We start from the raw sequence: 20,710 nt of genomic DNA on the forward strand, positions 1-20,710 counted from the left end.
GGGCGGGCGGGATCAAGTGCAGCGGTGACGCAGGATGGGATTCGCACCATCCGCCATTTCGAAATCCGGTCTCGCGATAAGGAACTCATCGACCGCCGCCCTGCAGCCCGCATAGTCGTGATAGTCATCGATCACGATCACGCCGCCCTGGCTGAGCCGCGGCGCCACCTGAGCCAGGCAATATTTCACGGGATCGTACCAGTCGCAGTCGATATGCGCGAAGGCGATCGAGGATATGTCGAGCGCAGGCCAGCTTTCCTCGAACAGCCCTTTGACGAGGTTCACCCGATCGCCGTCGACCGGCGCGCCGTAGCGTCGCAAATCGCTGGCGACCTGCGTGTAGAGGTCATCACGATAGCCATAATAGATATCGCCGCCGAGGCCGGTGGATTTGCCGTCCACAATGTCCTGATACCGTTCTTTTGCCTTGGCACCGTCCTTGTCGGATGCCGGCGCGGGGATCATCGCAAACACGTCCAGCCCGAAGAAACGGCGCGGCGGCGCACAGCGCCGTGCCAGAACGATCGTCGAGCCGCCGAGCGCCACGCCAAACTCGACAATATCTCCGGGAACGTCAGGGCGCAGCGCCACATCGAGCGCGCGTTCGATGCGAAGGAGCTTGGCGGGCGAGAGATAGGTCAGACGATCGTGTCGGACCGATCGCGCAAGACTGCTCAGCATCGCCGTGTTCGCCGTGCTTCGTATCCAGGACCTGATCGTCGACAGCCTTGTGCTCACGGCGGGCCACCTCTTTCTAGGGCATCGTGCGTTATATCTGATCCATATTCGTGCTCCGGGCTTGACCCGGCGCCCATGCCGGAAACGACTGTACGCCCGGGAAAATGGGCTCCTGCTTTCGCAGGAGCACCGAACCCTATTAAACGCGCGATGCTCTAGGCGGCCTCCAGCAATCGGTCCGCCTGTGCACGCGCCTCGTCGGTAACACTGGCGCCGGAGAGCATACGCGCGATCTCCTCCCTCCGTTCCCCGTCAGCGAGTCGCACGACGCCGGTGCGCGTCACCACGCCGTCATGACTCTTCGCGATCAGCATATGTGCCGCACCGCGCGCCGCGACCTGCGGGCTGTGTGTCACCACGAGCAGCTGCGTCTTGCCGGCCAGCCGCGCGAGCCTTTCGCCGATCGCGCTCGCGACCGCGCCGCCGACGCCGCGGTCGATCTCGTCGAAAATCATCGTCGCCGCCCCGCCTTCCTCGGCGAGCGACACCTTGAGCGCAAGGATGAAGCGCGAAAGCTCGCCGCCGCTCGCGATCCTGATCAGTGGCGCGAAGGGCGCGCCGGGATTGGTCGAGATCTCGAACTCGACGCGGTCCTTGCCGTGCGGCCCCCACCCGCTCTCGGGCAGCGTCTCGATCGCAGTCCGGAAGCGCGCGGCGTCGAGTTTCAACGGCGCAAGCTCGGCCTTCACCGCGGCGTCGAGCCGCTCTGCCGCCGCGCGGCGTGTGGTGCTCAGCGCATCGGCGGCGACCCGATAAGCCTCGCCCTTCGCACGGCAATCGGCCTCAAGCGCGACAAGCCCCTCGCTCCCCGCCTCGATCCGCGCATGCCGGTCCTCGAGTTCGCGCATCAGCGCGCCCAGCTCGTCGGGTCCGACGCGATGCTTGCGCGCCAGCGCGCGCAGCTCGAACAACCGCGTCTCGATCGCCTCGAGCCGTTCGGGGTCATGGCGCAGCGCCTCGGCGGCGGCTTCCAGCTTCTCCTCGGCCTCGGACGCCTCGATCACCGCGCGATCGAGCGCGGCCAGCGCCTCGGCGAGCAGTGCGTGCTCCACCGCCATCCGGTCGAGTCGCCGCGCCGCCTGACGCAACTGTGCCAGCCCGCCGTCCGATCCCTCGAACGCCGCCATCACCGCGACCAGATCGTCCGAGATACGCGCGCCCTTCTGCATGTCGGCGCGCTCGGCCGCCATGCTCTCTTCCTCACCATCCTGCGGATCGAAGCGGCGCAGCTCGTCGATCGCATGCTCCAGCCATTCGCGGTCCTGCTCGGCGGTCGCGATGTCCATCCGCGCCTGATCGAGCGCGGCTTCGGCCGCACGCCATGCGCTATGCGCGGCCTCGACCGCAGCGGTATCGGCGCGCGCAAAGCTGTCGAGCAGCGCGCGATGTCCCTTGGGATTGAGCAGGCCGCGATCGTCATGCTGGCCGTGGATCTCGACGAGCATCGTGCCCAGATCGCGCAGCAACCCGGCGGAAACCGGCTGGTCGTTGATGAAAGCGCGGCTGCCGCCATCGGCCTTGACCATCCGGCGCACGATCAGCGGCTCGCCGTCTTCGACATCGAGCCCGTTTTCGGCAAGCAGGGCGAAGGCGGGATGATCGCGCCCGTTGAGATCGAAGCTCGCGGTGACGCTGGCCTGCGGCTGGCCATGGCGGACGAGCCCGCTGTCGGCGCGCGCGCCCAGCGCCAGCCCCAGCGCATCGAGCAGGATCGACTTGCCCGCCCCCGTCTCGCCCGTCAGCACGCCGAGACCACGCCCGAACTCGAGGTCGAGCGCTTCGATCAGCACGACGTCACGGATGGCGAGCGCGGAGAGCATGCGGCCGTTACTAGACCAGTGCGGGCGGGGTTTGGAAGAGCACCGCGCCCATATCGCGTCAGGCCGGGTTGCGCTCCATCAGTTCAAAGGCGCGCTCGTACCATTTGGTGCCAGGATAGTTGGTGCCGAGCACCGCTGCGGACTTCTTCGCCTCGTCGCGCATGCCGAGCGCGAGATAGCTCTCGGTCAGGCGCATCAGTGCCTCGGGCGCGTGCGTCGTCGTCTCGTAGTCGTCAACCACGGCGCGGAAGCGCACGACCGACGCGAGCCATTGCGAACGCCGCTGATAGAAACGCCCGATCTCCATCTCCTTGCCCGCGAGGTGATCGTTGACGAGGTCGATCTTGAGCCGCGCGTCGGCAGCGTAGCGCGTGTCGGGATAGCGGCGCGTCAGCTCGCCCAGCGCATTGAGCGCCTGCTGCGTGATCTTCTGGTCGCGCGTCACGTCGGTGATCTGCTCGTAATAATCGAGCGCGATCAGATAATAGGCATAGGGCGCGTCCTTGTTGCCCGGATGGATCGTCAGGAAGCGCTGCGCCGACTGGATCGACTCATTATACTGTTTCGCGGCGTAATAGCTGAACGCGCTCATCAGCTGCGCGCGGCGCGCCCAGGGCGAATAGGGATGCTGGCGCTCGACCTCGTCGAACAAGGCGGCCGCCAGCTTGTACTGCCCGCGATCGAGCCGGTTCTTCGCCGCGGTGTAGAGCGTGTTGACGTCGCTCGCCACATAGTTGGTGTCGGCCTTGGTGCTGGCTGAGGTGCGCGCGCATCCCGCGAGCGGGGCGATCAGGGCGACGCCGATAAGAAGGGCGATTGGCTTCAGGGCAGAATTTCGCATGAGGCGGGGTTCTAGCGAAGCAATCGGACTTCGCCAAGCGCCGAGATGGCTCCGGTCAGGCACATTTTCGGGACAGCGCGCGGGAACGGTTGCGCGGCCCCGGACATTGAACCTAACGGGGTAACGGAGTTGAAATGACCGCCAAACGCCTGAAGACACATCGCGTCGCCAAGCCGTGGGGCCGCCACCATCTGTGGCCGGGCTTTGCCGATCCCGCGCCGGACGATGAGCCGGTGGGGGAGGTCTGGTTCCAGGACGAAGGCGACGATGCGCCCGAACTGCTCGTCAAATACCTTTTCACCTCCGAAAAGCTTTCGATCCAGGTCCATCCCGACGATGCGGCCGCGCAGGCGGCGGGCTATCCGCGCGGCAAGGACGAGGCCTGGGTAATCCTGGCTGCCGAACCCGACTCCACGATCGCGATCGGCACGCATCAACCGGTCGATCACGAGGCGCTGCGCGCCGCTGCGCTCGACGGCAGCATCGAGCATCTGGTCGACTGGAAGCCCGTCCGCGCGGGCGACGTCTTCTATTCGCCTGCCGGCACCGTCCACGCGATCGGCGCGGGAATCACGCTGGTCGAGGTGCAGCAGAATGTCGACCTCACCTATCGCCTCTACGATTATGGCCGCCCGCGCGAACTGCATCTGGACGAGGGCATCGAGGTCTCCGATGCGCGCCCCTTTGTGGCCGAATTCGAACCCGAACAAGCGGCGCCCGGCCGGACGATCCTGACCGAAGGCGGCAAGTTCGTGCTCGAGAGGTGGCGGCCCGACGGTGCGCATACGATCGTGCTGCCACAAGGCATGCCCGGGTGGCTGGTGGCTGTCGCGGGCAGAGGCACGATCGACGACGGCGTATGGCAGGCGGGCGAGACCTGGCTGGTCGAGGATGCTGCCACACTCGATGCCGCTCCGGGCAGCGACCTCCTCTTCGCCTATCCCGCACAGCAGCGTCTCGACACGGTTTTTCAGGGTTAAAGCGCCAGTTTCTTAATATCCGCGCGCTATCAGCGCGGCGATGCTTCGCGTGCTTACTCTTTCCTCGCTCTTTCCCGATGCGAGCCGTCCGGTGTTCGGCGTCTTTGTCGAGCGCCAGACGCTGGGGCTCGCGGCGCGCGACGATGTTGAGCTGGAGGTGGTCGCGCCGATCGGCATACCGCCCTGGCCGTTATCGCGCCACGCACGATATCGCCGCTTCGCCGCGGTCCCGCGCGCCGAACGGTGGAAGGGGCTCAGTGTCCATCGGCCACGCTTTCCCGTCATTCCCGGCAGCAACGGCCTTGCATCCGCCGCGCTGATGGCGCGCGCGGTACTGCCGCTCGCACGCCGGCTCCATGCCGAGCGGCCGTTCGATGTGATCGACGCGCAGTTCTTCTTCCCCGACGGCCCCGCGGCGATGCGGCTCGCGCGCGCGCTCGATCTGCCCTTCTCGATCAAGGCGCGCGGCGCCGACATCCACTATTGGGGCACGCAGCGCGCCAGTCGCGACGCGGTCAGGGAAGCCGGTCAGGCCGCCGACGGCCTGCTCGCGGTCAGCGCGGCGCTGCGACGCGACATGGCCGCGCTCGGCATCGCTGCGGACAAGACGCGCGTCCATTATACCGGGGTCGACCTCGACCGCTTCCAGCCCGGCAACCGTGCCGCGCTCAAGGCGGCGCTGGGCATATCTGGTCCGCTGGTGCTCGCCGTCGGGGCGCTGATCCCACGCAAGGGGCAGGCGCTGCTGATCGATGCGCTCGCCGTGTTGCAGGATGTGACACTTGCGCTTGCGGGCGAAGGGCCCGACCGCGACACGCTCGCCGCGCAGGCCGCGTTGCTGGGCGTCGACAGTCGCGTGCGCTTCCTCGGCAGCGTCGCGCATGACGCGCTGCCGCAATGGCTCGCTGCCGCCGACGTTATGGCGCTACCCTCAGCCTCGGAAGGACTAGCCAATGCCTGGGTCGAAGCGCTTGCCTGCGGCACGCCCGTCGTCATCACCAATTGCGGGGGCGCGCGCGAACTGATCGACCGCCCCGAGGCGGGGCGCATCGTCGCACGCAATCCGCTCGCCATTGCCGCCGCGATCATAGAGATGCTGGCGCAGCCGCCCGACCCCGATCAGGTCCGAAAAACCGCCGAGCGCTTCACCTGGACCGCGAACAGCAACGCGCTGTTCGCGCACCTGTCAGCCTTGAAACGGTAGTAGCGCCGCGACGATCCAGCGCTGCTCGGCGCGCAGCACACCCCAGGCGCGCGCCGCGGCGCGGCTGTCCATCGCCTCGACCCCGATCCCCCGCGCCTCAAGCGCTGCGATGAAGGCGCGCGGCGGCCGGCGCATTTCCGCTCCGGTGCCGAGTAGCAGAAATTCGGGCTGAGGATCGATCGCAAGCAGCGATTCGACATCGGCGAGGCCCAGTGCGTCGAGCGCGGGCGCCCCCCATGCCGCAACCCCCGAGGGTGTCAGCAACGCCGCGCGATAGACCTCGCCATCGATCCGGAAGCCGCCCTCCGCAAAGCCCGTGATCTGCGGCCCGGGCCCCTTCGCCTCGGAGACGAGGCTGGGGGGCATCAGACCACCGCGCCGTCGTCTTTGACGACGCGCTCGGCCTTGCCGGCCTTGCCCACATCCTTGGGCAGGAAGCTGTCGGGCTTGACCTTGAGCCACATCAGGATCGCCGCCGAGACATAGACCGACGAGAAGGTGCCGATCCCGATGCCCAGCAGCATCGCCGCGGTGAAGCCGAAGATCACCTCAGGCCCGAGCACGAGCAGGATGGTCAGCGCGATGATCAGCGACAGCGAGGTCACGATCGTGCGTGACAGCGTCTCGTTGACCGAGAGGTCGAGCAGCGCCTCAATGTCCATCTTGCGGTATTTGCGCATATTCTCGCGGATGCGGTCATAGACGACGATCGTGTCGTTGAGCGAATAGCCGATGATCGTCAGGATCGCCGCGACGACGTTGAGGTCGAATTCGAGCTGGGTCACCGCGAAGAAGCCCAATGTCAGTGCCACGTCGTGGAACAGAGCGAACAGCGCGCCCACGCCGAACTGCCATTCGAAGCGGAACCAGATATAGAGCGCGATCGCGAGCATCGCGAGGCCGAGCGCCCAGGCGCCCGCGCTGAACAGTTCCTCGGACACCTTGCCGGAGACGGTCTCGACCGCGTTGAACCTGGCGTCGGGATGCGTGGCCGTGATCACACGCCGGATCTCGGAGGCGGCCTTGTTGGCGCCTTCTTCGCCACCTTCGGGCAGCGGCATGCGGATCGACACCTCTTTGGGCGAGCCCATATGCTGGATCGTCGGCTCGCCGAAATTGAGGTCGGTGATCGTCTCGCGCAGCTCGTCGAGCTGGGCGGGCTGGGAAAAGGTCACGCGGATCAACTGCCCGCCGACAAAGTCGACGCCCAGATTGAACCCGTTGACCGCCACGAGGCCGAGCGACGCCAGGATCAGCAGGATCGAGAACGCCATCGCGGGCAAGCGATACCGCAGGAAGGGGATGTTGGTATTGTCGGGGACGAGCTTGAGCGGACGCATCGCGTGTCAGTCCTTAAATCACGATTTCCACATTCCTGTCATTCCCGCGAAAGCGGGAATCCAGGAACACGGACTTTTCCGGAAGATGCGGTGTGCATGGATTCCCGCTTTCGCGGGAATGACACCAAAGGCAGATTCAATGCCCATCAGATGACGATCTCTTTGGGACGGTTGCGTTTGAGATAGTCCGCAACCAGCAGACGCGTGAAGGTCACGCCCGTGAACACCGAGGTGATGATGCCGATCGCGAGCACCACCGCGAAGCCGCGCACCGGCCCCGAACCGAAGGTGAACATGATCGCGGCCGAGATCACGTTGGTGATGTTGGCGTCGAAGATCGCGCGCGAGGCTTCCTTGTAGCCGAACTCCACCGCCTGCAGCGTTGCGCGGCCGCGTCTCTGCTCCTCGCGGATGCGCTCGTTGATCAGCACGTTGGCGTCGACCGCGGCACCGATGGTGAGCACGAAGCCCGCGATGCCCGGCAAGGTCAGCGTCGCGTTGAAGATCGCCATGATGCCGAGGATCATGAACGCGTTCACGATCAGCGCGGCGGTCGTATAGACGCCGAAACGCATATAGGTGATCACCATGAACAGGATCACCGCCAGCGTCGCAACGATGCCCGCGATCATCCCCTTCTGGATCGAATCGGCGCCAAGGTCCGGCCCGACCGTGCTTTCCTGCACGACCTTAAGCGCGACAGGCAGCTTGCCCGAACGCAGCTGAACCGCGAGCTGGTTCGCCCCTTCGACCGTGAAGCCGCCCGAGATCTGCGCCGAACCACCAAGGATGGGCTCGTTGATGTTGGGCGCGGAGAGCACCTGATTGTCGAGGATGATCGCAAAGGGCTTGCCGACATTTTCCTGCGTCACACGCGCGAAACGGCGGCTGCCCTGCCCGTCGAAGCGGATGTTGACGACGGGAGTATTGTCGCGCTGGTCATAACCCTGCGTGGCGTCGACCAGCTGGTCGCCCGAGATGATCGCCTGACGCTTGACCGCGATCGCGCCCGTGCCGTCGGCCATGCGCAGCACTTCGCTGCCCACCGGCGCGCGGCCCTGCGCGACCAGCGCGGGATCGGCGTTGAGGTCGACGAGCTTGAATTCGAGCTTGGCGGTCTTGCCGAGCAAGGTCTTCAGCGCCTCGGGGTCTTCGAGACCCGGCACCTGGACGACGATTCGACTCGATCCTTGGCGGATGACGGTCACTTCCTTGGTGCCGTCGGGGTCGATGCGGCGCGCCACGACATCGCGCGCGACCGCGAGCGCATCGTCAACCGCGCGGACGAGCCCCGCCTGCGTGGGCTTCAGCACGATCCGCGACGAATCGACGACGCTGACGTCCCAGTCGCGCTGGCCGGTCATCCCGGCGCCCTGCGTCTGCGCGCGCAGACGCTCGACCGCGGCGTCGACCTGGCTCGGGTTGCGCACCATGAAGGAAACCTGCCCGCCCTGCAGCGAGATGTCGCCGATGTCGATGCGCGGCTGATTGCGGCGCATTTCGGTCCGGACGGTCTCGACCATCTGCTCGAGCCGCTGCTTGGCGACGTCGCCGGTCTCGGCCTCGAGCAGGATGTGGCTGCCGCCGGCGAGGTCGAGGCCCAGGTTGAAGCGCACCTGCGCAAAGGCCGGCCATTTGGCGACCTGCTCCTTGGGGAAGAAGCTCGGAATCGAATAGGCGATGCAGACGGCGATCGTGATCCAGACGAGCCAGACCTTCCAGCGCGGGAAATCGAGCATTGCCTAACTCAGTCGTTCGCGGGGCGCGAGCCGGCCGCGGGCGTCACGTCCGACAGCGTGGACTTCACTACCTTGACCTTGACGCCGCTGGCGATCTCGACGTCGACGAACTGCTCGTCGACCTTGACCACCTTGCCGACAAGCCCGCCGCCCGTCACCACCTGGTCGTTCTTGGCCACCGCGTTGATCTTCGCTTGATGCTCCTTCATCCGCTTCTGTTGCGGGCGGATCAGCAGGAACCAGAAGATCACGAAGATCAGGACGAGCGGCGCGAGCTGCACGAAGAACGCGGCGCCCCCGCCGGATGCGGCGCTGCCTGCGGCCTGTGCGTAAGCGGGTGTGATGAGCATGGACGGTGAACCTGTCTCTATCGATGGGCTGCGGTGAACAGCCCTGTATGAAAGGCGCGCGCCTAACATGTTCAAGGGTGGGCGGCAACTTTCGCGTAATTGCGCAAAGGCGGTTGCAAGACTCGGGCAATGGCCCTAAAGGCCGCGCTTCCGGTCGGGACGTAGCGCAGCCTGGTAGCGCATCACACTGGGGGTGTGGGGGTCGGAGGTTCGAATCCTCTCGTCCCGACCAAATTTCCCTCCCCCAAGATTCAGCTTTTCCTTGTCATTCCCGCGAAAGCGGGAATCCAGGAACACGGACTTATCGGGACAACGCGGCGTTCATGGATTCCCGCTTTCGCGGGAATGACGCAAGGGGCTTCGCGCGCCATTACTCATCCCCTCGCCACTCCTCCTTGAGCAGCCCGAACACCACCGTATCGCGCAGGTGGCCCGTCCAGGTGATCATGTTCCTGCGCAGCATCCCCTCGCGCACCGCGCCCAGCTTTTCCACCGCGCGCTGCGAGCGCAGGTTGCGCGCGTCGACGCGAAACTCGATCCGTCGAAAGCCTTGCGCAAAGGCATGCTCGATCATCAGCGCCTTCATAGTGCGGTTGAAAGAACCGCCACGCACCGAGGGTGCGATATAGGTGCCGCCGATCTCGACCACGCCATTTTTGGGATCTGGATTGATATAGTTCGTCATGCCGACGACGCGATCGCCGTCAAGCACCACGAATCCCACCCAGTTGGGCCGCGCGAGGAACGTAGGAAGCGACGCGTCGAAATGTGCGCCCGCGAGCGAGATCGGATAGATCTCCCAGATGTCGTCATCCTCGGCGCAGGCAGCGCGCAGCCTCTCGCGATAGTCGTCGCTCCACGGCACCAGCCGCACCGACCCCCGTGACAATGACACGCCAAGACTCATCGCCCGCTTCTCCCCGTTTGAATTGCCCTTCTTCGCGCCTTCGCGTCTTCGCGTGAACCCCTATGAACGGCACCCCCCACCACCGACCCATTTCGTCATGCTGACGAAAGTCAGCATCCATGGATCAAGTCGGGGATGTCGAGGGAAACGGTGACTCCAACGCCCCCCAGCCACACAGGAAAGACTGCTGTCCTACAACGATCCATATGGGTTAATTGAACGACTCGGCATGAACCGGGAGAATCCTGTGGACGTTGAAAAGCTCATCGATGAAGTCATCGGCCGCGAGGGCGGCTATTCCAACCACCCGGCCGATCGCGGCGGCCCCACGCGCTGGGGCATCACCCAGGCGGTCGCGCGCGCCAATGGCTATGGCGGCGACATGCGCAGCCTCCCGCGCGAAACTGCGACAGACATTTTCCGGCGGCTCTACTGGCACGCCCCCGGCTTCGATCGCGTCGCGGCGCATGCCCCCGCGCTCGCCGCCGAACTTTTCGACACGGGCGTCAATATGGGCCCCGCAGTCGCGGTCGGCTTCCTTCAGCGCGCATTGAACGCGCTCAACCGCGGCGCGGCCGACTATCCCGACGTCCGGTCCGCGACGCGCATCGACGCTGCCACCGAGGCCGCGCTCGCAGCCTTCATGAAGAAGCGCGACGTGGGCGGCGAGTCGGTGCTTCTGAAGGCGGTCGAGGCGCTGCAGGGCGAACGCTATCTCCGCCTCGCCGAGAAGCGTCCGGCCAATGAGGCGTTTCTCTACGGATGGCTCGCCAATCGCATCGGATAAGCACCGGATTTCTCATGTCCAGCAACGATGTGAACCTTGTGAACTTCGATCCATCAACGGTGTGAACTTCACGCGATGAACGGTGTGAACTTCGCCCTTCTGAACAGGAAAACATCATGTCCATTCTCGAAGGGCTGATCGGCCCCGTCGCCAAGCTGATCGACAGGATCATCCCCGATCCCGACGCGCGAGATCGCGCCAAGCTCGAACTGCTCAAACTCGAAGGCAGCCAGGAAATGGAGGAGATTCGGACGCAGCTGACCGCGATCGTCGCCGAGGCGCAATCGAACGATCCCTGGACCAGCCGCGCGCGCCCGAGCTTCCTCTATGTCATGTATACGCTGTTGCTCTGGGCGATCCCGATGGGTCTGATCGCCGCGATCCGCCCCGAGATGGCCGAATCGATCGCACGCGGCATGAACGCGTACCTTTCGGGCATCCCCGAGCCGCTCTATGCGCTCTTCGGCACGGGCTATCTCGGCTACACCGCGGCGCGCCAATGGGGAAAGGCCAAGGGGCTGGAGAAATAGGCTTCGCAGCCCATACCCCTGCTTTGCGTCATGCTGAACTTGATTCAGCATCCATGAACACCGGTGGTGCGGATTCGGCCTCGATCGTGTTCATGGATCCTGAAACAAGTTCAGGATGACATTGCGACGGGGGTGACGATCGCGGGTGTTTCGGCTACCGAGCCGCGCATGCTCAACCTCAACGGAATCACGGTGCGCCTTGGCGGACGCACGATCCTCGACCGCGCCAGCGCAGCGCTGCCGCCCAGGAGCCGCGTGGGGCTGATCGGGCGCAACGGCGCAGGCAAGTCGACGCTGATGAAGGTCATTGCGGGCTTTTCCGAGCCCGATGAGGGTTCCGCCGAAATGCCCCGCGGCGCGCGCCTCGGCTATATTGCGCAGGAAGCGCCCGCGGGTCAGGCAACGCCCTTCGAGACCGTGCTCGCCGCCGATACCGAACGTGCGGCGCTGCTCACCGAATCGGAGACCGCGACCGATCCGCACCGCATCGGCGAGATTCACGAGCGGCTGATCGCGATCGACGCGCACGCCGCCCCCGCCCGCGCCGCGCGCATCCTTGTCGGGCTCGGCTTCGACGAGGAGATGCAGCAACGCCCGCTCGAAAGCTATTCGGGCGGCTGGCGGATGCGCGTCGCGCTCGCGGCGCTGCTCTTCTCCGAGCCCGATCTGCTGCTGCTCGACGAGCCCTCGAACCACCTCGATCTCGAAGCGACGCTCTGGCTGGAAAATTTCCTCAAGACCTACCGCGCGACGATGGTCGTGGTCAGTCACGAGCGCGACTTCCTCAACAATGTCGTCGATCACATCCTCCATCTCGATAAGGGCAAGACCACGCTCTATGTCGGCGGCTATGATGCCTTTGAGCGCCAGCGCGCCGAACGCCTCGCGCAGCAGGCAAGCGCGCGCGACAAGCAGATGGCCGAGCGTGCAAAACTGCAGGCCTTCGTCGACCGCTGGCGCGCCAAGGCGACCAAGGCCAAGCAGGCGCAGAGCCGTCTCAAGATGATCGAACGGATGGAACCGATCGCGGCGGTGGTCGAGGATCCCAGCCTGTCCTTCGGTTTCCCCAGCCCGCAGGAACTGCGTCCGCCGCTCATCACGCTCGACGACGCCGCGGTCGGTTATGTCGAGGGCATGCCCGTGCTCAGGAAGCTCGGGCTCAGAATCGACCCGGACGACCGCATCGCGCTGCTTGGTCGCAACGGCAACGGCAAGACCACGCTCGCGCGTCTGCTCGCGGGGCAGCTCTCGCCGATGGACGGCACGATGACGACCTCGGGCAAGCTGCGGGTCGGCTATTTCACGCAGTATCAGGTGGAGGAGCTGGACGCGGGTGACACGCCGCTGGAACACATGACCCGCCAAATGAAGGGCGCGACACCGGCGGCGGTGCGCGCGCAGCTCGGCCGCTTCGGCTTTTCGGGCGACCGCGCGACGCAGAAGGTCGGCAGCCTGTCGGGTGGCGAGCGCGCCCGCCTCGCGCTTGCGCTGGTGACGCGCGATGCGCCGCACATGCTGATCCTCGACGAGCCGACCAACCACCTCGACGTCGATGCGCGCGAGGCGCTGGTCCAGGCGCTCAACGATTATGACGGCGCGGTCGTCGTGGTCAGCCATGATCGCCACATGCTCGCGCTCACCGCCGACCGGCTGGTGCTCGTCGATGGGGGCATGGCCAACGAATTTGCGGGCACGCTCGACGACTATACCGATCTCGTCCTCGGCAAGGGTCAGGCTCAGGCCGCTCCGGCCGAAAAGCCCAAAGCCTCCGCCAGGGACGCGCGCAAGGCTGCCGCCGAAGCACGCGAGCGCAACAAGGCGCTGCGCGATGCGGTCAAGGGCGCCGAGGCCGAGATGAAGAGGCTCGAGACGCGCCGTTCGGAAGTCGACCGTGCGATGTTCGATCCGGCCTCGGCCGCGCCCGCCGATTCGAAGCGCACGATGAGCGAGTTGATGATGCTGCGCGCCGAGCTGAGCAACGGCATTGAAGCCGCCGAGGCACGGTGGCTGGAAGCGTCAGAGGCGTTGGAGGAAAGCCAGGCCGCGTAGAGCCTGATCGTTTGAGGTGGAAGCGCCATGCGCTTCCGCCGAAAGCGTGAATCAGGCTCTAGTTAAACAGTTGAGACCTTGATTCACGTTTCAGGCTGAATCAGCCTGAAACGATCAAGGTCTAGCTTGCCGTCACGGCGATCACGTTGCCGATCGCGCGCGCCATATCCTCGCCGCGATAGGGCTTGCTGAGCATCGGGAAGTGCCGCTGCTGCTCGACGAGCAGCGCGTCGCCATAGCCGCTGACGAGCAGTACGGGGAGGTCGGGAAGCTGTTCGCGGACGTGCCATGCCAGCTCGACACCGTTCATGCCGGGCATGACGACGTCGGTCATCAGCAGGTCGAGTTCGCCGCCCTGGTCGATCCAGTCCATCGCGGCCTCGGCCGACCCGGCGCAGTGGACCACCGCGCAGCCCATATCGAGGAGCAGCTCCGCCGCCGCATCGGCCAGCATGCCGTTATCCTCCACCAACAGGACCTTAAGACCTGTCGGCACGCTCTCCTGTCCCATGCGATACCTCGCCAGCCGGGTGATTATTGCGCGACACCATAGCGCATCTGTACGGAAATTGCGCGCGATTCGGCGTCAGCCGCCGAACTCGCGATCGAGCACCTCGCGCAACCGCTTGGCGAGCCCGTCATAGGTGAAGGGCTTGGTGATGATGTCGACCCCGGGATCGAGCCGCCCGCCATGGACGATCGCGCTGCGCGCATAGCCTGTCGTGTAGAGTATGGGCAGGCCGGGCTGGAGCCTTCGCGCGGCCTCGGCCAGGTCGCGGCCCGACATGCCGGGCATCACAACGTCGGTGAACAACAGGTCGATCGGCGCGTCGTGATGCTCGATCAGCCGCAACGCCGAGGGGCCGTCATGCGCCTCGATGACGGTGTAGCCAAGCTCGCGCATCAGCTCGACCGAATAGGCGCGCACGCCGGGATCGTCCTCTACCACCAGCAGCGTCTCCGCACGCTCGCTGCGCGCACGTGGCGGTGCCTCGATCGCCTCGGCCTCCTCGGCCGATGCCCAGGTCATCCGGGGCAGATAGATACGGACCGTGGTCCCCTGCCCCAGCTCCGAATAGAGCCGGACATGCCCGCCCGACTGCTTGACGAAGCCATAGACCATCGACAGGCCGAGCCCCGTCCCCTTGTCGACATCCTTGGTCGTGAAGAAGGGCTCGAAGACGCGTTCCAGCGTATCCTGCGCGATGCCCGCGCCCGTGTCGGTCACCGCGATCACGACATAATCCCCGGGCACGACCTCGGCCTGCCGCGCGGCATAGGCTTCATCGAGCGTGACGTTGGCGGTTTCGATCGTCAGCGTTCCGCCGCCGGGCATCGCGTCGCGCGCGTTGACCGCGAGATTGAGGATCGCATTTTCGAGCTGGTTCGCATCGACCTCGACGCGCCACAGGCCGCCGCCCGAAACCGTCCTGATCGCGACCAGTTCACCCAGCGAACGCCCGAGCAGGTCCCACATGCCCGCGATCAGCGCGTCGATCTCGACGGGCCTGGGCGAAAGCGGCTGGCGGCGTGAAAAGGCGAGCAACCGCTGGGTGAGCGAGGCCGCGCGATCCGCGCCGGTCAGCGCATTGTCCACCATGCGTCGGACGCGCGGTTCCGCGGCCTCACCCAGCGCGCGGCGTAGCATGTCAAGATTGCCTGTGATGATCGTCAGCAGGTTGTTGAAATCATGCGCGATGCCGCCGGTGAGTTGTCCCACCGCCTCCATTTTCTGCGCCTGGCGCAGCGCATCGCCCAGCACCTCACGCTCGCGGATCGTCTCGGCGACGCGATCCTCGAGTGTCGCGTTGAGCTCCCTGAGCGCGGTCTCGGCGGCGTGGCGCGCGGTATCGTCGCGCACCGTCAGCACCGCGCCCAGCACTTTGCCTTCGGCACCATGAATGGGGCGTGCCGAACCGATGGCGAGCACTTCATGGCCGTCCGGCCTGCGGATGCGCCAGCGCGCATCGGATGTGACTTCCCCGCGCCTCACCGCCCTTGCCAGCGGCAGCTGCTCGTGCGGATAGGGACGCCCGTCCTCGGTGAAAAGATTGTAGGTGCTGGAATATTCTTCCGGACCGATGTCGAGCCGATCCACGCCATGCAGTCGCTTCGCCGCCTCGTTGATGAAGGTAATCCGGCCTTGGGGATCGGCGACGATCACGCCTTCGTCGAGCTGGCCGAGCAGCGCCGCGCGCTCGGCGGCCTCGATCTCGGCATTCTCGACCGCGCAGCGCAATGCCTGTTCGGCCTCGATCTGGCGATGGATATCGGTATCCGTCCCGAACCAGCGCCGGATCACGCCATGCTCGTCGCGCACCGGAAATGCGCGTGCAAGGAACCAGCGATAGCTGCCGTCGGCGGCGCGCAACGGAAAGGTGTCCTCCCACGGCGCTCCGCTGACGAGGCACTTGCGCAATCCCGACTCGACGCGTTCGACATGATCGGGATGGTGCACGCACAACCAGCCCCAGCCCTTGACCTGGTCATAGGATTTGCCGGTATAGTCGTGCCAGCGCTTGTTGAACCAGTAGCGCGCGCCCGAGGCCGAATTCAGCCAGGCGAGCTGCCCCATATTGTCGGCGAGCATGCGCAGCTCGCTCGCCGACATCCGGTCGGTCTGCGACGGCGCGCGCGCATTGCCGGGCAATGGGGTCGATGCATCGTCAGCCACGCAGCCTCCTGTCCGGTTGCCCGATCTGCGCCCTTCATTGTGTTTTGCGCTTCATGACGTGTCGGGCCAGCAAATACCACCCCTCCAGATGAATTAGCGCGACCGTTGCACGACTGCGACAGCACCCCATATTCACGCCCGACAAGACCCAGCGGGGATATCAATGAGCGAATTACCCAAATGGCACGGCACGACGATCCTGTCGGTGCGCAAGAACGGCAAGGTTGTGGTGGCGGGCGACGGTCAGGTCTCGATGGGCCAGACCGTGATGAAGCCCAATGCGAGGAAGGTACGCCGCCTGGGCGACGGCAGCGTGATCGGCGGCTTCGCCGGTGCTACCGCCGACGCCTTCACATTGTTCGAGCGGCTCGAGGCCAAGCTCGAACGCCATGCCGGCCACCTGATGCGCGCCGCGGTCGAGCTGGCCAAGGACTGGCGAACCGACAAGTATCTGCGCAACCTCGAGGCGATGATGATCGTCGCCGACAAGGAAACGACGCTGATCCTCACGGGCAATGGCGACGTGCTCGAACCCGTCGGCGGTATCGCCGCGATTGGATCGGGCGGCAATTTCGCGCTCGCCGCCGCGCGCGCGCTGGTCGACTATGAGCAGGATGCCGAGACGATCTGCCGCAAGGCGATGGGCATCGCCGCCGATGTCTGCGTTTACACCAACGACCAGTTGACCGTCGAAACGCTCGACGGCGTTTCCTGAACGCAATTCCACCGCGTCACCCCAGCGAAAGCTGGGGTCTCCGGTAAAACCAGGCGCGATCTGGTTGGGAGATGCCAGCCTTCGCTGGCATGACGATACGAAAAGAGATGAACATGAACGACGCCCTTACCCCCAAAGCCATCGTCGCCGCGCTCGACGCACACATCATCGGCCAGAAGGACGCCAAGCGCGCGGTCGCGGTCGCATTGCGCAACCGCTGGCGTCGCCAGAAGCTCAAGGCCGATCTGCGCGACGAGGTGACCCCCAAGAACATCCTGATGATCGGGCCCACGGGTTGCGGCAAGACCGAGATCAGCCGCCGCCTCGCGAAGCTCGCCGACGCGCCTTTCGTCAAGGTCGAGGCGACCAAGTTCACCGAGGTCGGCTATGTCGGCCGCGACGTCGAGCAGATCGCGCGCGATCTGGTGGAAGAAGCGATCCGCCTCGAACGCGAGCGCCGCCGCAATGCGGTGAAGGACAAGGCCGAGGAGGCGGCGATGAACCGGCTGCTCGACGCGCTCACCGGCAAGGACGCGAGCGAGGCGACGCGCAGCGCCTTTCGCCAGCGCTTCCAGGACGGCCATCTCGACGAGACCGAGATCGAGGTCGAGCTTGAGGCCGCGCCCAACATGCCCTTCGAAATCCCCGGACAGGGCGGCCAGATCGGCATGATCAACCTGTCCGAAATGATGGGCAAGGCGTTTGGCGGCAACCAGCTCAAGCGCCGCAAGATGAATGTCCGCGCGGCCTGGACCAAGCTCGTCGAGGAAGAGGCCGACAAGCGCCTCGATCAGGATGAGGTCAGCCGCACCGCGCTCGCCGATGCCGAAGCGAATGGCATCGTCTTTCTCGACGAGATCGACAAGATCGCGGTCTCGGACGTGCGCGGCGGCTCGGTCAGCCGCGAGGGTGTTCAGCGCGACCTGCTGCCGCTGATCGAGGGCACGACGGTGGCGACCAAATACGGCCCGATGAAGACCGATCACATCCTCTTCATCGCGAGCGGCGCCTTCCATGTCGCCAAGCCGAGCGACCTGCTGCCCGAGTTGCAGGGCCGCCTGCCGATCCGCGTCGAGCTTCAAGCGCTGACGGAAGACGATTTCATCCGCATCCTCTCGGATACCAAGGCGTCGCTACCCGAGCAGTATCGCGCGCTGATCGGTACCGAGGGCGTCGAGGTCGAGTTCACCGAGGACGGGATCAAGGCGGTGGCGCGCATCGCGGCCGAGGTGAACGGCCAGATCGAGAACATCGGCGCGCGGCGGCTGCAGACCGTGATGGAAAAGCTGCTCGAGGAAGTCAGCTTCGACGCTGAGGATCGGAATGGCGAGAAGCTCGTGATCGACGCCGCCTATGTCGATGGGCAGCTCGCCGCAGTCGCGCGCAACACCGATCTGAGCAAATACGTCCTCTAGCCGTTGCCCTTTTGCCGTGCGATGCAGCGTCATCGCACGGTAATGGAGGGACTGAATGGCGAAACACTATCTGGTGGGCGCAGCATTGGCGCTGATCGCAACCGCCGGAAACGCAGAAACGCCGTCTGCTCCGCCCGTCGCCGCCAGGAAGCCCCATCAGGTCACCGCGCCCTTCGGCGCGAGCCGCGAGGACGAATATTACTGGCTGCGCGACGATACGCGAAAGAACCCCGAGGTCCTTTCCTATCTCGCCGCCGAAAACAACTATGCCGATGCGCAGCTCGCGCATCTGACACCGCTCAAGGACACGCTGTTCAAGGAAATCACCGGCCGCATCGCGCCCGACGACAGCAGCGTTCCCTATCGTCAGCGCGGCTATCTCTATTATCGTCGCTTTGACGCCGGGCAGGACTATCCCGTGATCGCGCGGCGACAGGGCGCAATGACCGCGCCCGAGGAGATACTGCTCGACCAGCCCGTAATGGCGAAGGGCAAGGGCTTCTTCAACGTCGGCGCATGGGAGGTCAGCCCCGACAACCGCTACGTCGCCTATGCAGAGGACGCTGTCGGTCGCCAGCAGTTCAGGCTCAAGGTGAAGGAGATCGCGACGGGCAGGATCGTCGACGAGGCCGTCGCCAATATCGAGGACGCGCTCGTCTGGGCCGACGACAACCGGACGATCTACTATATCGACAAGGACCCGGTGACGCTGCTGTCCAAGCGCGTCAAGGCGCATGTCGTCGGCACCCCCGCGAGTGCCGACCGCCTGATCCACGAGGAAAAGGACGACAGCTTCTACATCAGCCTGAAGCGCACGACCTCGGACAAGCATGCCTGCATCTTCCTGTGGAGCACGACGAGCAACGAGGCGCGCTGTGCGCCCGCGTCGGGCAAAAGCGAGTTCACGGTTTTCGCGCCGCGCGAGAAGGGCTGGCTCTATAATGTCGACCATATCGGCGATCACTGGCTGGTGTGGAGCAACCATCAGGCACCCAATTACCGGCTGATGACGGTACCCGACACCGCGAAGACCGCGGATCGGACGCAATGGCGCGATCTCGTGCGTCCCAGCGGCACCGCCTTCATCGAGGCGTTCAAGCCCTTCAACAGCTTCGTCGCGATCGAGGAGCGTGTCGACGGCAGCAAGCGCATCCGCCTGCTCGGCAATGACGGCAAATCCACGCCCGTCGGCGCCGACGAGCCCGCCTATACGATGACGCTCGACACCAATGCCGAGCCTGCGACCGACTGGCTGCGCTATCGCTACGAATCGATGGTGACGCCGCCCACAATCTACGAGATCAACGCGAAAACGGGCGAACGTCGATTGCTGAAACGGCAGCCGACGCCGGGCTACGACCCGGCGCAATATGTGACGGAGCGCGTCTGGGCAACCGCGCGCGACGGGACCAAAATCCCTGTCTCGCTGGTGCGTCACAGGAAATTCCACCGCAACGGCACCGCCGCGCTCTACCAGGTCGGTTACGGCGCCTATGGATCATCCTTTGATCCCGAATTCAATGTCGCCTGGCCCAGCCTTGCCGACCGCGGCATGGTCGTCGCGATTGCGCAGATCCGCGGCGGGCAGGATATGGGCCGCGCGTGGTACGACAACGGCCATCTGATGAAGAAGATGAACAGCTTCACCGACTTCATCGACGTCACGCGCCATCTCGTCGGCCAGAAATACGCCGCTCCCAGGCGTACCGCGGGTTTCGGGCGCAGCGCGGGCGGGCTGCTGATGGGTGCCGTCGCCAACATGGCCCCCGACGACTATGGCGTGATCGTGACGCAGGTGCCCTTCGTCGACGCCGTCACGACGATGCTCGACCCGACGATCCCGCTCACCACCAACGAATATGATGAATGGGGCAATCCCGAACGCAAGCCGTTCTACGACTACATCCTCGGCTACTCTCCCTATGACAATATCGCGCGCCGGAACTACCCGGCGATTTATGTCAGCACAGGCCTGTGGGATAGCCAGGTACAGTATTACGAGCCCGCCAAATGGGTCGCGCGGCTGCGCGCGATGAAGACGGGCGAAAGCCCCCTGCTCTTCCGCGTCCAGATGGAGGCAGGCCATGGCGGAAAGTCCGGGCGCTTCAGGCGTTATGAGGAGCAGGCCGAATATCTTGCCTTCATGATGGACCAGCTCGGCGTCGCCAAATAGGGGAAGATCATGACCGGAATCATCGAAAGCTATTACGACGCGTTCAACCACGGCGATGCCGAGCGCATGCTCTCGCTGCTCGCCGAGGACGTCGTCCACGAACCCTGCCAGGGCAACCCGCGCGTGGGCGTGGGCGCGTTCCGCGATTTTCTCGATCACATGAATCGCTGCTACAAGGAGCACGCGATCGAACCGCTTATCCTCTATTCGCCCGCGGACAATCATGCCTCGGCCGAGTTCATGCTCGAGGGCAAATATCTCAAGACCGACGGCGACCTGCCTGCGGCCAGGGGCCAGCATTACCGGCTTCGTGTCGGCGCGTTTTTCGATATCGCAGGCAACCGCATCACGCGCGTCACCAACCACTACAACCTGCAGGACTGGATCGACCAGGTAACGGCGTAAACGATGGGTCGACCTTCTGTGCTCCGGGCGTGACCCGGAGCCC

Annotated in this window: 19 protein-coding genes and 1 tRNA gene; 10 read left to right on the top strand and 10 right to left on the bottom strand. The window is 65.1% G+C overall.

Features of this window, described 5'->3' with window-relative positions; translation table 11 throughout:
* Positions 1–12: 12 nt before the first annotated feature.
* The 3 genes from AC3WJD_RS14570 to AC3WJD_RS14580 form a co-directional block, all read right to left on the bottom strand.
* On the bottom strand, positions 13–681 hold the full coding sequence (locus AC3WJD_RS14570) for a TylF/MycF/NovP-related O-methyltransferase (RefSeq protein WP_492747412.1): 669 nt from the start codon (positions 679–681) through the stop codon (positions 13–15).
* A gap of 212 nt (positions 682–893) precedes the next feature.
* Positions 894–2,558: a DNA repair protein RecN gene (recN, locus tag AC3WJD_RS14575; protein ID WP_492747413.1), complete on the bottom strand. Its 1,665-nt coding sequence runs from the start codon at positions 2,556–2,558 to the stop codon at positions 894–896.
* A 58-nt stretch (positions 2,559–2,616) separates the two neighbouring features.
* Entirely contained in the window at positions 2,617–3,399 is a 783-nt protein-coding gene (locus AC3WJD_RS14580; protein WP_492747414.1) for an outer membrane protein assembly factor BamD, read from the bottom strand.
* 134 nt (positions 3,400–3,533) lie between these two features.
* On the opposite strand from AC3WJD_RS14580, the gene AC3WJD_RS14585 reads away from it, so the two are divergent.
* A complete protein-coding gene (locus tag AC3WJD_RS14585) occupies positions 3,534–4,379 on the top strand; it encodes a class I mannose-6-phosphate isomerase (RefSeq protein WP_492747415.1) in 846 nt (281 codons plus the stop codon).
* 40 nt (positions 4,380–4,419) lie between these two features.
* Positions 4,420–5,583: a glycosyltransferase gene (locus AC3WJD_RS14590; RefSeq protein WP_492747417.1), complete on the top strand. Its 1,164-nt coding sequence runs from the start codon at positions 4,420–4,422 to the stop codon at positions 5,581–5,583.
* On the opposite strand, the gene AC3WJD_RS14595 is transcribed toward AC3WJD_RS14590, so the two are convergent.
* The 4 genes from AC3WJD_RS14595 to yajC all read right to left on the bottom strand — a co-directional run bounded on the left by AC3WJD_RS14595 (position 5,566) and on the right by yajC (position 9,012).
* Positions 5,566–5,949 (bottom strand): Mth938-like domain-containing protein, encoded by a 384-nt coding sequence (locus tag AC3WJD_RS14595; protein WP_492747418.1) that lies wholly within the window; start codon positions 5,947–5,949, stop codon positions 5,566–5,568. The genes AC3WJD_RS14590 and AC3WJD_RS14595 overlap by 18 nt on opposite strands.
* A complete protein-coding gene (secF, locus tag AC3WJD_RS14600) occupies positions 5,949–6,923 on the bottom strand; it encodes a protein translocase subunit SecF (RefSeq protein WP_492747419.1) in 975 nt (324 codons plus the stop codon). The genes AC3WJD_RS14595 and secF overlap by 1 nt, the downstream gene beginning before the upstream one ends.
* A 146-nt stretch (positions 6,924–7,069) precedes the next feature.
* A complete protein-coding gene (secD, locus tag AC3WJD_RS14605; protein ID WP_492747420.1) occupies positions 7,070–8,662 on the bottom strand; it encodes a protein translocase subunit SecD in 1,593 nt (530 codons plus the stop codon).
* An 8-nt stretch (positions 8,663–8,670) separates the two neighbouring features.
* Entirely contained in the window at positions 8,671–9,012 is a 342-nt protein-coding gene (gene yajC, locus AC3WJD_RS14610) for a preprotein translocase subunit YajC (protein ID WP_492747421.1), read from the bottom strand.
* Positions 9,013–9,167: 155 nt separating this feature from the next.
* Here yajC and AC3WJD_RS14615 point away from each other — a divergent pair.
* Positions 9,168–9,244: transfer RNA gene (locus AC3WJD_RS14615), tRNA-Pro, on the top strand.
* A gap of 138 nt (positions 9,245–9,382) precedes the next feature.
* On the opposite strand, the gene AC3WJD_RS14620 is transcribed toward AC3WJD_RS14615, so the two are convergent.
* On the bottom strand, positions 9,383–9,907 hold the full coding sequence (locus AC3WJD_RS14620; RefSeq protein WP_492747422.1) for a GNAT family N-acetyltransferase: 525 nt from the start codon (positions 9,905–9,907) through the stop codon (positions 9,383–9,385).
* A 259-nt stretch (positions 9,908–10,166) separates the two neighbouring features.
* Between AC3WJD_RS14620 and AC3WJD_RS14625 the strand changes: the two genes are divergently transcribed.
* The 3 genes from AC3WJD_RS14625 to AC3WJD_RS14635 all read left to right on the top strand — a co-directional run bounded on the left by AC3WJD_RS14625 (position 10,167) and on the right by AC3WJD_RS14635 (position 13,285).
* Positions 10,167–10,706 (top strand): glycoside hydrolase family 108 protein, encoded by a 540-nt coding sequence (locus tag AC3WJD_RS14625; RefSeq protein ID WP_492747423.1) that lies wholly within the window; start codon positions 10,167–10,169, stop codon positions 10,704–10,706.
* A 116-nt stretch (positions 10,707–10,822) separates the two neighbouring features.
* Positions 10,823–11,236, top strand: coding sequence for a holin family protein (locus AC3WJD_RS14630; protein WP_492747424.1), 414 nt, complete (start codon positions 10,823–10,825; stop codon positions 11,234–11,236).
* A 168-nt stretch (positions 11,237–11,404) separates the two neighbouring features.
* A complete protein-coding gene (locus tag AC3WJD_RS14635) occupies positions 11,405–13,285 on the top strand; it encodes an ABC-F family ATP-binding cassette domain-containing protein (protein ID WP_492747453.1) in 1,881 nt (626 codons plus the stop codon).
* Between the two features lie 121 nt (positions 13,286–13,406).
* On the opposite strand, the gene AC3WJD_RS14640 is transcribed toward AC3WJD_RS14635, so the two are convergent.
* Positions 13,407–13,781 carry a response regulator gene (locus tag AC3WJD_RS14640; protein WP_492747425.1) on the bottom strand — a complete coding sequence of 125 codons (375 nt, stop codon included), beginning with the start codon at positions 13,779–13,781 and terminating at the stop codon, positions 13,407–13,409.
* 90 nt (positions 13,782–13,871) lie between these two features.
* Positions 13,872–15,959, bottom strand: a complete 2,088-nt coding sequence (locus AC3WJD_RS14645; protein WP_492747426.1) for a PAS domain S-box protein — start codon at positions 15,957–15,959, stop codon at positions 13,872–13,874.
* Between the two features lie 163 nt (positions 15,960–16,122).
* Between AC3WJD_RS14645 and hslV the strand changes: the two genes are divergently transcribed.
* From hslV to AC3WJD_RS14665, 4 genes are all read left to right on the top strand, one after another.
* Entirely contained in the window at positions 16,123–16,674 is a 552-nt protein-coding gene (hslV, locus tag AC3WJD_RS14650; RefSeq protein WP_492747427.1) for an ATP-dependent protease subunit HslV, read from the top strand.
* A gap of 113 nt (positions 16,675–16,787) precedes the next feature.
* Positions 16,788–18,089 (top strand): ATP-dependent protease ATPase subunit HslU, encoded by a 1,302-nt coding sequence (gene hslU, locus AC3WJD_RS14655; RefSeq protein WP_492747428.1) that lies wholly within the window; start codon positions 16,788–16,790, stop codon positions 18,087–18,089.
* Positions 18,090–18,144: 55 nt separating this feature from the next.
* Positions 18,145–20,262, top strand: coding sequence for a S9 family peptidase (locus AC3WJD_RS14660; protein ID WP_492747429.1), 2,118 nt, complete (start codon positions 18,145–18,147; stop codon positions 20,260–20,262).
* A gap of 9 nt (positions 20,263–20,271) precedes the next feature.
* Positions 20,272–20,667, top strand: a complete 396-nt coding sequence (locus AC3WJD_RS14665; RefSeq protein WP_492747430.1) for a nuclear transport factor 2 family protein — start codon at positions 20,272–20,274, stop codon at positions 20,665–20,667.
* The last annotated feature ends 43 nt before the right edge of the window (positions 20,668–20,710 follow it).

The sequence above is a fragment of the Sphingobium sp. FW306-1B-F04DB genome (assembly GCF_058781925.1).

What these genes read in the sequence shown, in the direction of transcription:
- AC3WJD_RS14590 (WP_492747417.1), top strand. Translation starts at nt 4,420, where the DNA reads ATGCTTCGCGTGCTTACTCTTTCCTCGCTCTTTCCCGATGCGAGCCGT.
- hslV (WP_492747427.1), top strand. Translation starts at nt 16,123, where the DNA reads ATGAGCGAATTACCCAAATGGCACGGCACGACGATCCTGTCGGTGCGC.
- AC3WJD_RS14635 (WP_492747453.1), top strand. Translation starts at nt 11,405, where the DNA reads ATGCTCAACCTCAACGGAATCACGGTGCGCCTTGGCGGACGCACGATC.
- AC3WJD_RS14585 (WP_492747415.1), top strand. Translation starts at nt 3,534, where the DNA reads ATGACCGCCAAACGCCTGAAGACACATCGCGTCGCCAAGCCGTGGGGC.
- secD (WP_492747420.1), bottom strand. Translation starts at nt 8,662, where the DNA reads ATGCTCGATTTCCCGCGCTGGAAGGTCTGGCTCGTCTGGATCACGATC.
- yajC (WP_492747421.1), bottom strand. Translation starts at nt 9,012, where the DNA reads ATGCTCATCACACCCGCTTACGCACAGGCCGCAGGCAGCGCCGCATCC.
- recN (WP_492747413.1), bottom strand. Translation starts at nt 2,558, where the DNA reads ATGCTCTCCGCGCTCGCCATCCGTGACGTCGTGCTGATCGAAGCGCTC.
- secF (WP_492747419.1), bottom strand. Translation starts at nt 6,923, where the DNA reads ATGCGTCCGCTCAAGCTCGTCCCCGACAATACCAACATCCCCTTCCTG.
- AC3WJD_RS14595 (WP_492747418.1), bottom strand. Translation starts at nt 5,949, where the DNA reads ATGCCCCCCAGCCTCGTCTCCGAGGCGAAGGGGCCCGGGCCGCAGATC.
- AC3WJD_RS14665 (WP_492747430.1), top strand. Translation starts at nt 20,272, where the DNA reads ATGACCGGAATCATCGAAAGCTATTACGACGCGTTCAACCACGGCGAT.
- AC3WJD_RS14570 (WP_492747412.1), bottom strand. Translation starts at nt 681, where the DNA reads ATGCTGAGCAGTCTTGCGCGATCGGTCCGACACGATCGTCTGACCTAT.
- AC3WJD_RS14660 (WP_492747429.1), top strand. Translation starts at nt 18,145, where the DNA reads ATGGCGAAACACTATCTGGTGGGCGCAGCATTGGCGCTGATCGCAACC.
- AC3WJD_RS14630 (WP_492747424.1), top strand. Translation starts at nt 10,823, where the DNA reads ATGTCCATTCTCGAAGGGCTGATCGGCCCCGTCGCCAAGCTGATCGAC.
- AC3WJD_RS14580 (WP_492747414.1), bottom strand. Translation starts at nt 3,399, where the DNA reads ATGCGAAATTCTGCCCTGAAGCCAATCGCCCTTCTTATCGGCGTCGCC.
- hslU (WP_492747428.1), top strand. Translation starts at nt 16,788, where the DNA reads ATGAACGACGCCCTTACCCCCAAAGCCATCGTCGCCGCGCTCGACGCA.